This window comes from Streptomyces sp. URMC 124, from assembly GCF_051386455.1.
In the GTDB taxonomy this organism is placed as follows: Bacteria; Actinomycetota; Actinomycetes; order Streptomycetales; family Streptomycetaceae; genus Streptomyces.
In genome coordinates this window covers 39155-52497 of sequence record NZ_JBPQTS010000009.1, presented here as the reverse complement: position 1 = coordinate 52497, position 13343 = coordinate 39155, and the positions used below count along the sequence as shown (strand labels likewise).

The following is a 13343-nucleotide window of genomic DNA, read 5'->3' as shown; positions in this document are numbered from 1 at the left end:
TGGAATGCTGGGGGCGATCGCCTGCTGGGTTCAGGCGTCCCTGACTGCGGCCGCACCCGGGGCCACACACGCGGTCGTGCCCGTTTCCCCGTCCGTCTCCTCCGGGGGCGGCAGGCGCAGGAACGCCGTCAGGAAGGCGCTGGTGAGGTAGAGGGCGGCGAAGACCCACATGAGTACCTCGACGCCCAGGGGGCCGAGGAGGAGGCCCACCAGGGCGGGGCCGAGGAAGGTGCTGGCGCCGGCGCCGAGGTTCAGGGCCGACATCGCCTGGCCCTTGTGGTCGGGGGCCAGGGACGGCATCAGGGCGGACAGCGGTACGTAGCCGGCGAGCGTGGCGCCGAAGAGGCTCACGAGCACCACGGCCAAGGGGAAGTTGTCGCCGGCCGCCACGGTGCCGTAGTGCAGCAGCAGGGTGGTCACCGCGCAGCCGACGCCGCCGCACCAGGCGACGGTGCGCTGCCAGCCGATGCGGTCGCCGACCACGCCGAAGACGAGGTTGAAGAAGATGTTGGTGGCGAACATCGCGGAAAGCAGGCGCAGCCACTCGCTGAGGGTGAAACCGAGCGTCTCGGTGAAGAACACCGGCAGGAAGACGAGGAAGCCGAACTGAGGCGCGGTGTTGATGGCCCGTACGACTGCTCCGGCGCCGATGCGGGGCCTGCGCCAGATGATGGCGAGCGAACCGACGAGGGTGGCCAGGGGGCGTTCGCCGGCGGGGGCGAGGCGACGGCGGCCGGTGGGTTCGCGGACGAGGAGCAGGGCGAGTGCGCCGCCCGCGGCGACCAGCCCCAGGGCGAGCCACAGTGTGCTGTAGGCGCCGATGCGGGGAACGGCGAAGCTGGCGACGAGCGAGCCGAGGGTGGGCAGGCCGCCGGTGAAGGCGAACCAGAACCAGCCGACGGCGGAACCGAGCCGCCGCCGCGGCGTGACGGCGGTGACCCAGATGAGGAAGCCGTAGGCGAAGAGGGGGTAGCCCAGGCCCCGCAGTCCGTAGCTGACGAGCAGGAGGGAGAAGTCGGTCGTGGGAAGGGCGAGGAGGAGCAGGGCGGTCTGGAAGGCGACCCAGATGCCGAGGCCGAGCGTCATGACGCGGCGCGGTCCCCAGAGGTCGCACAGGGCGCCGGAGCACCAGGCGGCGATGCTGGCGGTCGCGCCGTAGACGCTGAAGAGCAGGGCCACCTGCTGCTTGGTGAGTCCTTCGTCCAGGAGGTAGGGCGACAGATAACCGGACTCGACGCCGTCTCCGATCATGAAGATGAGGACGCCGAGGTAGCCCCAGGCGAGGGCCGGGGGGAGGCCGACGCGGTCCAGCCGGTGTCTTCGGGGGGCGCGGTCGGCCGACGATGCGGGGTCCATGACAACAGTCACGGCAACCACCTTCCGGGGGCTGTGCGGAACGGGAGGGATGGAGCGGGAAGGGTGGAGAGGGGAGGGATGGAGCGGAGAGGTTGGAGAGGGGAGGGTGGAGCGCGCGGCGACCGGGAGGCGAGGGGTGCGTCGGTGCACCGCGGCGCAGCGCCACGACGAAGCGGGGCGGGAGCGCCACGATGAAACGGGGCGGTGCGGGCGTCAACGCGGTGTGGGAAAGCCCCCGCGGCAGCTCCGGGCGGTGGCGTGAAATCGCTGTCCGGTGCGCGTCATGCGGGTCCGACGGCGGGGCGTCGGCCCTGCTCAGGAGGGGAACGGCCGAGGCCGTGAGCCGACTGCGGTGCGTGAAGTGCGCGTGAAGTTCACACGGGCCCGGGGAGCGGGGGCCGTGGCGTCAGCGCGCGGGGACGACGCGGACCTCGACGCCCTGCTCGCGCAGCCTCCGCACTTCCGAGGCGGGGGCGGCGTCGTCCACGAGGACCAGGTCGAAGTCGGTGAGGGGGGCCAGCGCGTACAGCCCCTGATTGGCGAACTTGGTGTGGTCTACGAGCAGCACGCGCCGGCTCGCGGACGCCATCATGGCCTGCTTGACCTGCACCGTTTCCGGTGACATGTGGTAGCAGCGGCCACCGGTGACGGCAGTCGTCGACATGAACAGCACGTCGGCCCGGTACGCCTGTGCGCTCTGCGCGGCGTGCAGGCCCATGAAGGCGTCATAGGCCGGGAAGTACGTGCCGCCGAGCGCGATCAGCGAGATGCCCGGTTCCCGGCTCAGCGCGGAGACGACGGGCAGGGCGTTGGTGATGACGGTCAGCGGTGTGCGGCCGGCCATCTGCGCGGTCAGGCCCAGGCACGTCGTGGAGTCGTCGATCATCACGACCCGGCCCGGTGCCAGCAGCTCGGCCGCCGCGCGCGCCAACCGCTGCTTGGTCCGCGTCATCGTCGTCATGCGCTCGCCGACGCTGCCGTGGAACTGCGTCGACGGCTGACAGCTCGCCCCGCCGCGCACCTTGCGCAGCCACCCCTGGGCCTGCAGCGCGTCGAGGTCGCGGTGCACGGTCATCACGCTGACGCCGAACTCCTCGGCCAGGGCGGACGTCCGGACGAATCCCCTGGCCGCGACCAGGTCGCGCAGCTGCCGGCGGCGCTCCTCCTGACCGTCCCCGCGCGTCACACCGCCCGGGCCGCCCGTGCCACCGCCGCTCATGCCGCTCCTCCTCCCCGGTCCGACGCGTCATGTGAATCTCACATGAACCTAACACGGTGTGCCCGGGCCGTCCGGCCCCGCCCGTACCGGTCCCGGGACGACCTCACATCGCACGCGCCCTGCGGCGCGGGAAATGAACCGTGGCCGATTGACGCCCTCCCCGGCGGCGGGTTTCGCTACGTCGGCGAACCGGCCGCCGTCCCTGGAGGCGCGGCCACTGCGAAGAGGCAGGTACCCGAAGTCATGTCGGTTCTCACCATCGACGTCGGCACGTCGGTGATCAAGTCGGTCGTCTTCGACGACCAGGGGCAGGAGATCGCGGTCTCGCGCATCGCCACCGAAGTACTGCGGCCCCACCCCGGCCGGGCGGAGCAGGACATGGACGCGGTGTGGAACGGCGTCGTCTTCACCGTGCGCAGCGCCCTGTCCGGGCTCGGCCCGGACGCCGGCCCCGTGTGGCTCGTGAGCCTCACGGCGCAGGGGGACGGCTGCTGGCTGGTCGACGACCGCGGCCGCCCCACCGGGCCGGCGGTCCTGTGGTCCGACGGCCGCGCGGGCGGGCTGCTGCGGCGCTGGGAGTCCGAGGGCGTCCTGGAGGAGGCCTACCGCCGCAACGGCTCCCTCACGTGCGGCGGCATGCCCAACGCGGTGATCAGCTGGCTGGCGGAGCACGACCCGGAGCGGCTGGAGCGCTCCGCGACGGCGCTGACGGCGGCCGGCTGGCTGTTCCTGAAGCTCACCGGCGTCACCGCGATCGACGAGTCCGACGCCTCCGCGCCCTTCCTCGACCACGCCACCGGCGACTACGACCCGCGGATCCTGGAGCTGTTCGGCTTGACCTGGGCGCGCCGCCTCCTGCCGCGCGTCCTGGGCGAGCACGAGCGCATCGCCGAGATCACCGCGCGCACGGCCGGCGAACTGGGCCTGCCCGCCGGGCTGCCCGTGGTCATGGCCCCCTACGACATCGCCGCGACCGCCCGTGGCGCCGGCGTGGTCGACCCCGGCCAGGCCTGCGGCATCCTCGGCACCACCTTGTGCACCGAAATCGTCACCTCGCGCGTCGACACCGCGGGCGAGCCCTGCGGGATCAACATCGCCTACGGGGCCCGCGAGCGCCTCCTGCGCGCCTTCCCCACGCTGTCGGGTACGGAGGTCCTGGACTGGGCGGCGCGGACCCTCGGCGTCGGGGGGCCCGCCGCGCTGGGGGAGCTGGCGTTCGGCACCGGGTCGGGTGCCGGGCGGGGCTCCGGAGCAGGTGCCGGACCGGGCGCCGCGGGGCTGGCCTTCCTGCCGTACCTCTCCCCCGCCGGGGAACGCGCCCCCTTCCTCGACCCGCGCGCCCGCGGCACGTTCTGGGGCCTGTCGCTGGAACACACGCCCGCCCATCTGGCCCGCGCCGTCTTCGAGGGCCTGTCCCTCGTGGTGCGCGACTGCCTGCACGCCTCCCGCACCGAGGTCCGCGAACTGCGCCTGTGCGGCGGCGGATCGGCCAGCGACGACTGGTGCCGGCTGATCGCCGACGTCACCGGGGTGCCCACGGCCCGCAGCACCGACACCGAGCTCGGTGCCAAGGGCGCGTTCCTGACCGGCCTGGTGCTCACCGGGGCGGAGAGCAGCATGCGCGACGCGGCCGCCAAGTACGTACGGATGCGCGCCGGCTGGGAGCCCGACCCGCAGCGCAGCGCCTTCTACGACGAGCTCTACGCCTCCTTCCTGATCTGGCGCGACGCCGCCCGCTCCCTCGGCTGGTCGTCCGCCGCGCCCGCACCCGCACACGAGCCGGCGCCGGCACCCGTACCCGTGCCCGCACCCGCACCCGCACCCGCACCCGCACCCGCACCCGTAGCGAAGGCCGCTCATGGCTGAATCCCAGCGCTCCGCTCACACCCTCGACCCCGACGCCGTCCACCTCGGTCTCGACCTCGGCACCCAGAGCGTCCGGGCGGTCGCCGTGGACGGCGCCGGACGGACCGTCGGTGCCGCCTCCCGGCCGCTGACCGGCCGGCGCGAGGGCGTACGCCACGAGCAGGACCCCGAGCAGTGGTGGACGGCCCTCGCCGCCGCCTGCCGCGAGGCCCTCGCCGGCATCGCCCCCGAGCGGGTGCGCGGTCTGGCGGTCGACGCCACCTCTGGCACGATCCTGCTGGCCGACGGCCGGGGCACGCCGCTCACTCCCGGCCTGATGTACGACGACGGGCGGGCCCACGCGTACACCGACCGCGTCAACACCACCGGCGCCGCGGTGTGGGAAGCGTCGGGCTACCGCTCCATGCAGCCGTCCTGGGCACTGCCGAAGCTGCTGTGGCTGCTGAACCAGGGGCAGCAACGGCAGCGGGGGAGGCAAGGGCAACTGCCCGCCGGAACGAGGCTGCTGCACCAGGCCGACCTGATCACCTGGCGGCTCACCGGACGGCAGACGGCCACCGACGCCAGTCACGCCCTGAAGACCGGTTACGACCTCGTCGAGGAACGCTGGCCGGAGGCGGAACTGGCCGCGCTCGGCGTCCCGGAACGGCTGCTGCCCGACGTCGTACGCCCCGGAACCGTCCTCGGCACCGTGTGCGACGACGCGGCGCGCGTCACCGGCATCCCCGTCGGCACCCAGGTCGTCGCAGGGATGACGGACGGCTGCGCCGCGCAGATCGGGGCGGGGGCGCTCGCACCGGGCGCCTGGAACTCCGTCCTGGGAACCACCCTCGTCCTCAAGGGCGTGAGCCCCCATCTGGTGCGGGACCCGGCAGGCGTCGTCTACTGCCACCGGGGACCCGGCGGTACGTGGCTGCCCGGCGGCGCGTCCGGCAGCGGTGCCGGGGTGATCACCCGGCATTTCCCCGGGGCCGACCTCGACGCCCTCACCCGGCAGGCCGCCGCGTCCGCCTTTGGTTCGCCTGCCGTGGCCTATCCGCTGACCGGTGCGGGCGGGGAACGCTTCCCCTTCCGCGCCCCCGCAGCGAGCCCCTTCGTCCTGGGCGAGCTCGCGGGCGAGGCCGAGCACTTCCTCGCCTGCCTGCTCGGCGTGGCCTACGTCGAGCGGCTCTGCTTCGATTACGTGGACCACCTCGGCGCGCCCGTCCGGGGACCGGTCACCTTCACGGGCGGCGGGGCCCGCAACGCCTACTGGTCCCGGCTGCGGGCCGATGCCCTGGGCCGTACGGTCCGGCTGCCCGAGCGGTCCGGGAGCGCCACCGGCATGGCGGTGCTCGCCGCGACCGCCTCGGGCGCCACGCTGGAGGAGGCGGCGGCCGCCATGGTCCGGGTGCGCGCGGAGGTGCGCCCCGACCCGGCGCGCACCGCCCGCCTGCTTCCCCGCTACCTCGACTTCGTCGACGAACTGACCCGACGCGGCTGGCTCGACCCGGCCGTGGCGGCGCACGCCCGCAGAAAGGCCGAACAGTGACCGACTTCCTCCTCGTCCGCCACGGCGAGACCGAGTGGCACGCCGAGAACCGCTACGCGGGCCGCAGCGACGTGTCCCTCACCGAGCGCGGCCTCCGGCAGGGCGAGGCGCTCGCATCCTGGGCGGCCGCCGGGCAGGAGCTGGGCGCCGGGCAGGAGTTCGACGCCGTGATGTGCTCGCCGCTGTCGAGGGCCCGGCTCACCGCGCGGCCCGCGGCGGCCGCGCTGGGTCTGCCCCTGCGGGTCGACGAGCGGCTGACCGAGGTGGACTTCGGGCGGGGCGAGGGGCTGACGCGCGGGGAGATGGCCGAGGCGTTCCCCGGCGAACTGGCCGCCTTCCTCGACGACCCGGTGGCCCATCACCTGCCCGGCGGCGAAGACCCCGCGGCGGCCGCCGCCCGGGCCGTCGCCTGCCTGACGGAGACCGCGCGCGACCTCCCCGGCGGCCGCGTCCTCGTAGTGGCGCACTCGACCCTGCTGCGCCTCGCCCTGTGCGAGCTGCTCGGCATTCCCCTCTCGCGCTACCGCGTCGTCTTCCCGGCCCTGGAGAACGGATCCCTGACGGAGCTGCGGCTGCGCGAGGGACGGGCGTCCCTGCTGCGCCTCAACGTGCCGGTCACCGCCGCCGACACCAGCCACGTCTGACCGTCCCGCTTCCTCCTGTCCTCTCCCGCCCCCTTCTGGAGCACCACCGTGACCACCACCGTGACCACCACCGTCCTTGCCGCAGGCGACCACTTCGTCCTCCCCCGCCTGCTGACCGGGGAACTCCGCGCCGCCGCGCCGGCGGCCTCCCTCGACATACGCGAACTGACCCTGCCCTGGCCGCACACTCCGTTCGGGCCGGTCGCCGAGGTTGACGAAGCGTCGGGCACGGAGGACGAACTGATCGAGGCACTGCACGGCGCACGCGTGTGCGTCACCCAGATGGCGCCGCTGACCGAACGGGTCCTGCAGGCCTGCCCCGACCTGGAACTCTTCTGCATAAGCCGGGGCGGCCCGGTCAACGCCAACCTGGCCGCCGCCACCCGTCACGGCGTCGCCGTCAGCTACGCGCCCGGCCGCAACGCCACCGCCACCGCCGAGCACACCCTGGCCCTGCTGCTGGCCTCCGCGCGGGGCATCGGTGACGTCCACACCGACCTCAAGCAGGGCACGTGGCGCGGTGACTACTACGATTACGACGCCTGCGGCATCGAGATCGAGGGCTGCGTCGTCGGCCTCGTCGGCTACGGTGCCATCGGCTCGCGGGTGGCCCGCGTGCTGGTCGCCATGGGCGCGCACGTCCTGGTGCACGACCCGTACGTGCCGGCGGAGGCGCTCGCCGGCCTGGCCGAGCAGGTCACCCTGGAGGAGCTGCTGCGCCGCTCCCGCATCGTCTCCCTGCACGCGCGCGTCACGGACGAGACCCGGGGCATGATCGGCCGCGCGCAGATCGCGGCCATGCCGCGCGGCTCGGTCCTCGTCAACTGCGCGCGCGGCGCCCTCGTCGACTACGACGCCGTCTGCGACGCCCTGGAGTCCGGGCACCTGGCCGGCGCCGGGTTCGACGTCTTCCCCACCGAACCGGTGCCGACCGCCGCACGCCTGCTGTCGGCCCCGGGCGTGGTCCTCACCCCGCACATCGCGGGCGGCAGCCGGCAGGTCGCCCACAAGGCGGCCCGGATCGTCGCCTCGGAAGTCCGCCGCTTCCTCGACGGCGAGCCCCTGGCCCACTGCGCCAATCCGGAGGTGCTGGTGGCCTGATGGCATTTGCGGCCTGATGGCACGGTGGCCTGACGGAGTCGTTCAGGCCTGATCGGCCTCGTCCGTCGCGTGGGGCAGCAACGGGAACAGCCGGGTAATGAGGGCGACCGGGCGGGCGCCGTCCGGGCGGGCGAGGGGGCGCTGTTCGCGGTCCTGGTAGGGAGCGAGCGCTCGCCGGACGGCGTCGGCGACCCGGCTCATCTCCTCGGGTGTCAGATAGGCGACGGCGCTGAAGGCTTCGTCGTGGCGCCATTCGGCCGGTGCCCGGTCGCGCTGGGCGAGCCATTGCCGCCAGCTCTCGTCCTCCAGCCCCCGGGCCAGGGCACCGAACTCCTCCCCCACGGTCCCGTCGGCGGTGGGGGTGTGCTCCCTCAGACGCCAGGGGCGGGCGCGGCCACCGCGGTGAGGGGCTTCTTCGATGTGCCCGTGGCGTGCGAGCTGCCGCAGGTGGAACGAGCAGAGCCCGGAGCTGTAGCCCAGCCGGGCGGCCGCTTCGGTCGCCGTGAGGGTGCCGACTTCGGCGAGCAGGCCCAGCAGGGCCGTGCGGACCTCATGTGCGGGCAGTCCGTTGCCGGGGTCGGGGTCGCGGGTCCGGTCGGGCACGGCGTCGAGGTCATCTTCAGTCACTTTGCAAAGTCTGCTACTTTGCAAAGCACTTGGCAAGCAGTGCGAAGTGCACCGAAGAGGAGAGAACCGAGTCATGCCTGTCCGTGACGAAGGGACCCGTACCGCCGACCGGCGAGTCCGTCTGCAAGGCCGCCCCGTCGACTCCTATCCGGTCCTGCCACCGGAGGTGGAACGTGGTGCGGTGCGCCGGATCACGGTCGTGGGTGAGGAGGTCCTGGCCCGCCCGTGCCGGGAAGTGACCGAGTTCGGCTCCCCCGAGTTGTCGGCACTGATCGACGACATGTTCCTGACGATGCACGTCGCCGACGGTGCCGGCCTGGCTGCCAATCAGGTCGGCGTGGACCTGCGGCTGTTCGTGTACGACTGCCCGGACGACAACGGGATCCGGCACGTCGGCCACATCGTCAACCCGGTCCTGGACACGCCCGGCCCGGGCAGCCGCCGGCTCGTCGACGACTCGGAAGGCTGCCTGTCCGTGCCCGGCGCCACCATGGTGGTCTCCCGTACCGATCACGCTGTCGTTCGCGGTTCCGACAAGGACGGCAACCCGCTCGTCATCGAAGGTACGGGCTACTTCGCCCGCTGCCTGCAGCACGAGACCGACCATCTCTCCGGTCACACCTACCTCGACCGGCTCTCCCGACGCGACCGCAAAGACGCGCTCCGTCAGATGGAAGACCGCCGCGAGGCCGTCTTCGCCCGCCGCGCGAGCAAGGCCGCCGACATGAGCCGGTGAAGGACCTGTACGTCACCGCCTCTGCTGTCGCCTTCTCGTCGCCGCCGAGCGCATCGGCTGTCAGACGCAGAACTCGGGCGGGAAGCCGGTCCAGCGCAGGGCGTCGGGGAGGTGCCTCATGTCGTTGTAGCAGAGCATCGAGGAGGGGCGGCCGGGCGGGTAACGGATGACGGTCAGGGCCGCGTTGCAGTGGTTCAGGCCCATCCAGCGCCATCGTGGGGCGTCCTGGGAGGCCCGGACGAACCAGCCGATGAGGAAGTTGTGCGTGACGACCAGTTCATGCACCGGTTCGTCGCCCTGCACCGGGCCGGTGAATCGCGCCAGAGCCTCACGGGCCAGTGCCTGACCGTCCACCTGCTCCTCGGTGGGAAACTGCGTGAGGAAACCGAGCACGGCGTCTGCCGCTTCCGGTGGCAGTTCCTCCCTCCGCGGCACGTAGGGCACATAGTCTCCGGCCGCCTCGGAGCGACGAAGGGGGACGTCCCCGAGCTGTTCGCCGATGAGGCGAGCCGTCTGCTCGGCCCGGGCCAACGGGCCGTGGTGAACAGCCGACAGCGGGACACCCCGAAGTCGTTCGCCGAGAAGAACGGCTTGCCGACGGCCGTTCTCCGTCAGACCGCTCTCGTCCGGCGTGGCCTCGCCGTGCCGGGTGAGGTAGAGATAGCGAGTGGTCGTCCCCGTCATGTTCGTCGCCCCTGCCAACGTGCTGATCTCGCGTAGTGATCGAACAGACGAAGCTCAAGGTCCGCCGGTTGCCTCTACCGTGCCGTCGGCGTCTCCCACCTCATCTCGCCTTCGTGCCAACACCCCGTGGGGGCCAGGCCGATCGCAGCGGCAACGCCGGCGGAAGCCTGGTGATCCGGGTGGATGTGGGCACGGACAACCCGAATGCCTTTCTCCTGCAACCAGGCGATCAGCCCCCGCGCCGCCTCCGTGGCGATCCCCCGCCGTTGCCACGCAGTCCCCACCACCCAGGCGACCTCCGCCACACGCCCGCGCTCGGTGGTCTTGACCGTCGCCTGCACCGTGCCGGCCAGACGCTCCTCTCCCCGGACCCGAATCACCCAGTTCCACCAGGTCTCCGCGGGGTCGGAGGAGCCGGCCACCAAGCGCTCGTACCGTGCCAGCAGAGCCGGCAAGGGTTGCGGGGCGCCACCTATGAAGACGTACAGAGCCGGGTCGGAGAGCACCTCGGCCATCTCGACCGCGTGCTCGACACCGAGCGGCACGAGGCTCAACCTACCGGTCCCGATCTCTCCGATCTCCATGGCGTTCACGCCGTCTCTCATCACGATCTCGACCACTCCCCATACAAGCCCTGCAGAACCATGACTCGACATCCTGGCCCAACCTGCCCGGACCCGCACGTCCGACCAAGGTCGTGCCCGTGCGCGGAGAACAGTCAATTCGTCTCCGCCGGCCGTGTGATTGGCTACGCTGCATGAGTCTCAGGCGAGTGTTCCCCGGGCACATGTGCGTACCGCCGCAGGCAGCAGCGCCTCCCTTCGACCCCGAACTGAGCGTCGTGCTGGCGGCTTTGAGCAAGGAGGCGAGGGAGCCGGTCACCCCGGAGAATCTTGCGGCGCACCAGGAGCGGGATGCTGCGTCCCGGCCCAGGCCGACCGCCGAGGAGCTTCGCGCCGGCGGCCGGTTCGAGGTGACGGAACTCCGGGTGCCGGGACCGCCGGACGGACCGGACGTCACGCTCGTGAGCGCGCGGCCCGCCGGGCTCGCCGGGCGACTGCCCCTGCTGTACTACATGCACGGAGGCGCCATGATCATGGGCAACGCGTGGTCCGTGCTTCCGCGGATCCTGCGCGAGTGGGCCCTTCCTCTGGAGTTGGCCGTCATCTCGGTCGAGTACCGGCTGGCGCCGCAGACGCAGTACCCGGGGCCCCTGGAAGACTGCTACGCAGGGCTCCTCGGGGCTACCGAGCACGCGGCCGAACTGGGCATCGACCCCGACCGCGTCATCATCGGAGGCAAGAGCGCCGGCGGCGGGCTCGCTGCGGCACTCACCCTGCTCACCCGCGACCGAGGCGGGCCCGCACCGATCGGGCAACTGCTGCTGTGCCCCATGCTCGACGACCGCAACGACACCTTCTCCAGTCACCAGATGACGGGCCTCGGCATAGGGGACCTCACCTCCAACGCGACCGCCTGGAAGGCACTGCTGGGCGACCGCTACGGCGCTGCGGACCTGCCGCCTACGCCGCCCCCGCCCGTGCCACGGACCTCTCCGGGCTCCCGCCGGCCTACATCGAGGTCGGGTCGGCCGAGATGTTCCGCGACGAGGACATCGCCTACGCGAACGCGATCTGGCAGGCCGGCGGCCAGGCCGAACTGCACGTATGGCCCGGCGCCTACCACGGCTTCGACGGCCTGGCCCCCCATGCGGCCCTCAGCCAGGACGCCCGCAACGCGCGCACCCGCTGGCTCCGGCGCCTCCTCGCACAGTCCGGTAAGGGGAACCGAGCCGGTGGGGCCTGAGCACAGGTCCTCGACGGACACCGGTACGACCGGTCGAGTTGCTGATCCTGCTCACGGCCCGCACACCCGGTGCCGCCTGGGGCGGCGGAGAGTGCGGCTGATCCCCGCCGCTCCGCGGCCCTCGGCTACGCTCCATCCGTGATGCTGCCGACGGTCGACGCCATACGCGCGCTACACGCGAAGTACGCACCGACGCGCGAGGCGTTCGACCTCGTGTACACCCACTGCGAGATCGTCTGCCGGGTCGCCGAACAACTGCTGGCCGCCGACGGCCACCGGCTCGACGCCGGCCTCGTCCGCGCGGGCGCCCTTCTCCACGACATCGGCGTCTACCGGCTTTACGACGACACGGGCCGGATCCCGTCCGGCGAATACATCCGCCACGGGGTGCTCGGTCACGAGATCCTCCGCCAGGAGGGTTTCCCCGAACGACTGCGTCGCTTCTGCTCCTGCCACACCGGCGTCGGGCTCACGCGGCACGACATCGAGAAGCAGGGGCTGCCTCTGCCGGTGGCCGACTACGTCGCGGAGAGCGGCGAAGAACAGCTGGTGATGTACGCGGACAAGTTCCACAGCAAGACCACTCCCCCGGTCTTCGTCTCCTTCAACACCTATGCCACGCACGTGGGACGGTTCGGCGCGGAGAAGGTCGCCGCGTTCCACGCGCTGCGCGGCCGGTTCGGCGAGCCGGAGCTCGTCTCGCTCAGCGCGCGGTACGGACACGCACGGACCTGACGGTCCTCTTTCCTCCCCCCGACCACCAAGTCATGCGCAACGATTCCTCCGTTTGCGTCTGCCGCTAGTGGGTCGGCATGGGTAACATCGCGGCTCACACACGCCAACTGGAGCGAGGACACCTCATGTCAGACATCGCCACTTCCCTCAAAGACCAGTACACGGCCCAGGTCACTGCGGACATCGAGCGCGTGTCCCAGGAGCGGGAGCATGTCCGTACGGAGATCTCGGCGCTGCAGCAGCGGCTGGAGACGCTGGAGGCCGACCACCGGCAACTGCTGCAGCTGCGGGCCACGCTCACCGGTGAGCCGGCCGCGGCGGCGCAGCGGCCGGCGCCGGAAGGAGCGGCCGCCCAGCCGAAGAGCAGTGCGTCCAAGGCCGGGGAGCCCAGGGCTGACGAGCGCAAGACCGGCGAGTCCAAGGCAGGCCAGTCCAAGGCAGGCGAGTCCAAGACCGGCGACTCCAAGACCGGCGACTCCAAGACCGGCGACTCCAAGACCGGCGACTCCAAGGCAGGTGAGCGCAAGACCGGCGAGAAGGCCGGCGCCGGCGCGAAGGTGCCCCGGCCTCGTTCGTCGCAGCCGGCCGCGCGAGCGCGGGTCGAGCGCCGCGGGGCGAAGGCAGGCCGCGGGGAGGTCACTTGGGGCGAGCTCCTCCTGTCGTACCTGGCCGGGGAGCAGGAGCCGAAGTCGGTTGCCGAGATCACCCACGGCGTGAGCACCGCTCACCCGGCGCGTACGGTGCAGGCCGCCGTGGTGCGCAACACGCTCGAGGCGCTCGTCGCCCAGGACAAGGTGCAACGCCGCAAGCAGGCGCGGTCGGTCACCTACAGCGTGGTGGGTCAGCAGCAGGAGGCGGCCGCCGAGCCGTCCGAGAAGGCGTAGTCAACGGCGCGCGCCTCGGTCAGGCACAGTCCTGCCCGGGCGCACGCGCACGCCACCGCACGCGGCACGCGCCGTCAGGTGGCAAAAAGAAAGGGAAAGGAGGCGACCCGCTCCTTTCCACTCTCAACATATAGCGCATCGGGGGGCTTGCCGC

Annotated in this window: 12 protein-coding genes and 1 pseudogene; 8 read left to right on the top strand and 5 right to left on the bottom strand. The window is 72.2% G+C overall.

Annotation, left to right across the window (positions count from 1 at the left end):
* Positions 1-30: 30 nt before the first annotated feature.
* Together ACSNOG_RS03435 and ACSNOG_RS03430 are read right to left on the bottom strand one after the other, a co-directional pair.
* Complete coding sequence (locus ACSNOG_RS03435; RefSeq protein WP_436751004.1) at positions 31-1368, bottom strand: MFS transporter; 1338 nt, start codon at positions 1366-1368, stop codon at positions 31-33.
* A gap of 394 nt (positions 1369-1762) precedes the next feature.
* The gene (locus ACSNOG_RS03430; RefSeq protein ID WP_436751003.1) at positions 1763-2575 is read right to left on the bottom strand and encodes a DeoR/GlpR family DNA-binding transcription regulator; all 813 of its coding nucleotides are present in this window, start codon (positions 2573-2575) and stop codon (positions 1763-1765) included.
* Between the two features lie 243 nt (positions 2576-2818).
* On the opposite strand from ACSNOG_RS03430, the gene ACSNOG_RS03425 reads away from it, so the two are divergent.
* From ACSNOG_RS03425 to ACSNOG_RS03410, 4 genes are read left to right on the top strand one after another with little or no spacing between them, the layout of a single operon-like run.
* Positions 2819-4441, top strand: a complete 1623-nt coding sequence (locus ACSNOG_RS03425; RefSeq protein ID WP_436751002.1) for an FGGY family carbohydrate kinase — start codon at positions 2819-2821, stop codon at positions 4439-4441.
* On the top strand, positions 4434-5972 hold the full coding sequence (locus ACSNOG_RS03420) for an FGGY-family carbohydrate kinase (RefSeq protein WP_436751001.1): 1539 nt from the start codon (positions 4434-4436) through the stop codon (positions 5970-5972). The genes ACSNOG_RS03425 and ACSNOG_RS03420 overlap by 8 nt, the downstream gene beginning before the upstream one ends.
* Positions 5969-6616: a histidine phosphatase family protein gene (locus tag ACSNOG_RS03415; protein ID WP_436751000.1), complete on the top strand. Its 648-nt coding sequence runs from the start codon at positions 5969-5971 to the stop codon at positions 6614-6616. Before ACSNOG_RS03420 ends, ACSNOG_RS03415 begins: the two co-directional genes overlap by 4 nt.
* A gap of 48 nt (positions 6617-6664) precedes the next feature.
* Entirely contained in the window at positions 6665-7717 is a 1053-nt protein-coding gene (locus ACSNOG_RS03410; RefSeq protein WP_436750999.1) for a 2-hydroxyacid dehydrogenase, read from the top strand.
* 42 nt (positions 7718-7759) lie between these two features.
* On the opposite strand, the gene ACSNOG_RS03405 is transcribed toward ACSNOG_RS03410, so the two are convergent.
* Positions 7760-8344 carry a helix-turn-helix domain-containing protein gene (locus ACSNOG_RS03405; protein WP_436750998.1) on the bottom strand — a complete coding sequence of 195 codons (585 nt, stop codon included), beginning with the start codon at positions 8342-8344 and terminating at the stop codon, positions 7760-7762.
* A gap of 73 nt (positions 8345-8417) precedes the next feature.
* Here ACSNOG_RS03405 and def point away from each other — a divergent pair, with 73 nt between their 5' ends.
* Positions 8418-9080 carry a peptide deformylase gene (gene def / locus ACSNOG_RS03400; RefSeq protein WP_436750997.1) on the top strand — a complete coding sequence of 221 codons (663 nt, stop codon included), beginning with the start codon at positions 8418-8420 and terminating at the stop codon, positions 9078-9080.
* Positions 9081-9140: 60 nt separating this feature from the next.
* Here def and ACSNOG_RS03395 read toward each other — a convergent pair whose 3' ends face one another.
* Together ACSNOG_RS03395 and ACSNOG_RS03390 are read right to left on the bottom strand one after the other, a co-directional pair.
* Positions 9141-9764, bottom strand: coding sequence for a histidine phosphatase family protein (locus ACSNOG_RS03395; RefSeq protein WP_436750996.1), 624 nt, complete (start codon positions 9762-9764; stop codon positions 9141-9143).
* A 74-nt stretch (positions 9765-9838) separates the two neighbouring features.
* On the bottom strand, positions 9839-10357 hold the full coding sequence (locus ACSNOG_RS03390; protein ID WP_436750995.1) for a GNAT family N-acetyltransferase: 519 nt from the start codon (positions 10355-10357) through the stop codon (positions 9839-9841).
* A gap of 194 nt (positions 10358-10551) precedes the next feature.
* Here ACSNOG_RS03390 and ACSNOG_RS03385 point away from each other — a divergent pair.
* The 3 genes and pseudogenes from ACSNOG_RS03385 to ACSNOG_RS03375 all read left to right on the top strand — a co-directional run bounded on the left by ACSNOG_RS03385 (position 10552) and on the right by ACSNOG_RS03375 (position 13189).
* Positions 10552-11570 (top strand): annotated as a pseudogene (locus tag ACSNOG_RS03385) (alpha/beta hydrolase).
* 141 nt (positions 11571-11711) lie between these two features.
* Positions 11712-12305: an HDIG domain-containing metalloprotein gene (locus ACSNOG_RS03380; RefSeq protein ID WP_436751029.1), complete on the top strand. Its 594-nt coding sequence runs from the start codon at positions 11712-11714 to the stop codon at positions 12303-12305.
* Positions 12306-12430: 125 nt separating this feature from the next.
* Positions 12431-13189, top strand: coding sequence for a hypothetical protein (locus ACSNOG_RS03375; RefSeq protein WP_436750994.1), 759 nt, complete (start codon positions 12431-12433; stop codon positions 13187-13189).
* Positions 13190-13343 lie beyond the last annotated feature (154 nt).

Coding starts and splice junctions, on each gene's coding strand:
- ACSNOG_RS03430 (WP_436751003.1), bottom strand. CDS start 2,575: ATGAGCGGCGGTGGCACGGGCGGCCCGGGCGGTGTGACGCGCGGGGAC.
- ACSNOG_RS03425 (WP_436751002.1), top strand. CDS start 2,819: ATGTCGGTTCTCACCATCGACGTCGGCACGTCGGTGATCAAGTCGGTC.
- ACSNOG_RS03420 (WP_436751001.1), top strand. CDS start 4,434: ATGGCTGAATCCCAGCGCTCCGCTCACACCCTCGACCCCGACGCCGTC.
- def (WP_436750997.1), top strand. CDS start 8,418: ATGCCTGTCCGTGACGAAGGGACCCGTACCGCCGACCGGCGAGTCCGT.
- ACSNOG_RS03395 (WP_436750996.1), bottom strand. CDS start 9,764: ATGACGGGGACGACCACTCGCTATCTCTACCTCACCCGGCACGGCGAG.
- ACSNOG_RS03380 (WP_436751029.1), top strand. CDS start 11,712: ATGCTGCCGACGGTCGACGCCATACGCGCGCTACACGCGAAGTACGCA.
- ACSNOG_RS03375 (WP_436750994.1), top strand. CDS start 12,431: ATGTCAGACATCGCCACTTCCCTCAAAGACCAGTACACGGCCCAGGTC.